The organism is Mesorhizobium sp. M4A.F.Ca.ET.050.02.1.1, from assembly GCF_003997725.1.
Taxonomy (GTDB): Bacteria; Pseudomonadota; Alphaproteobacteria; order Rhizobiales; family Rhizobiaceae; genus Mesorhizobium.
Map to the genome: position 1 here is coordinate 1 of NZ_RZSG01001115.1, position 1,476 is coordinate 1,476.

Consider the following 1,476-nt stretch of genomic DNA (forward strand, 5'->3'; position numbering starts at 1 on the left):
CTGGCAGGCAGGGCCCTGCACCGAGGCGACGTTGACGATGGCGCCGCCGCCGCGCCTGATCATCTCGGGGATGCCGTAGTGGGCGGTGAGGTAGATGGAACCGACATTGACGGACATCGCCCGGTTCCAGGTCTCGAAGTCGGTGCTGGTCGCGGTGCCATAGGGATGCACCGCGGCGGAATTGACGATGACGTCCAGACCGCCGAAGCGGCCGACACCGGCGGCGATCGCCTGGGCGACCTGGTCCGGCACGGATACATCGACAGTCGCCACCAGCGCGGCGGCGCCGTTGCGGTCGAATTCGTCCTGCATCGCCGCATTGGCGCTCTCGTCGATACCGAGCGCGACGATCGCCGCTCCGCCCGCCGCGAGGCGCCTGGCGCTCGCCAGGCCGATCCCGGTCGTCCCAGTCACCAGGGCGATCTTGCCGTCGAAATCCTTCATTGCCGAAACTCCGTGATTGTCGCCGGGATTTGCAGGCGCGGCGCCGTAGCCGATCCTCATAATGCGCAGGATGACAGGCGACAAGAACGCGTATCCCGTCGGGCGGCGGCTGCCCGATTTGACTCCCTGTCGCGGCCGACAATAAGGTCCCGCCGGAATCACAAAAGAGGGTGTCATGGAACAATGCTGGCGCTGGTACGGCCCTGACGATCCGGTCACGCTCGACCATATCAAGCAGGCCGGAGCGACCGGCATCGTAACGGCACTGCACAACATCTATGACGGCAGCGCCTGGCCCCTGGATACTATCCTCGAGCGCAAGCGCATCATCGAGGCGGCCGGGCTGACCTGGTCGGTGGTGGAAAGCATTCCCGTCCATAACTCGATCAAGATCGGCGCGGCGGAACGGCAGCGTTACGCCGGCTGGTACAAGGACACGATCCGGGCGCTGGCCAAGGCCGGCATTTCCACCATCTGCTACAATTTCATGCCGGTGGTCGACTGGACGCGCACCGATCTCATGTACCGGCTGCCGACCACCGGCTATGCCTTGCGCTTCGACGCGATCGACTTCGCCGCCTACGATGTCTTCGTGCTGAAGCGCAAGAATGCCGAGGCAAGCTACAGCCCGGCGCGTCTCAAGGAGGCGGAAGCGCGGCTGAAATCCCTGAGCGACGAGCAGATCGAAAAGGTCGAGCGCAACCTGATCGCCGGCCTGCCGGCCACCGAGCGCAAGTACAATCGCGACACGATGCGCGACGCGCTCGCCGACTACGACGCCATCGGCCCGGCGGAACTGCGCGCCAACCTTGCCTGGTTCCTGAGCGAGATCATCCCGGTCGCCGAGGAGGTCGGGGCGCGCATGTGCATCCACCCGGACGATCCGCCCTTCTCGCTGTTCGGGCTGCCGCGGGTCGTCTCCACCGCCGCCGACGCGCGCTTCATCCTGGAGACGGTCGACAGCCCGGCCAACGGCCTGACCTTCTGCACCGGCTCCTACGGCGTGCGCGCCGACAACGATCTGGTCGCGAT

The 1,476-nt window shown here is 66.0% G+C and carries 2 protein-coding genes; one reads left to right on the top strand and one right to left on the bottom strand.

The window, feature by feature from the left end; genetic code table 11:
- The coding region (locus EOA33_RS35490; RefSeq protein WP_127407705.1) for an SDR family NAD(P)-dependent oxidoreductase at positions 1–444 on the bottom strand (444 nt) is incomplete at its 3' end.
- A gap of 175 nt (positions 445–619) precedes the next feature.
- Here EOA33_RS35490 and uxuA point away from each other — a divergent pair.
- A partial coding sequence (gene uxuA / locus EOA33_RS35495; RefSeq protein ID WP_127407704.1) for a mannonate dehydratase occupies positions 620–1,476 on the top strand: 857 nt, incomplete at its 3' end.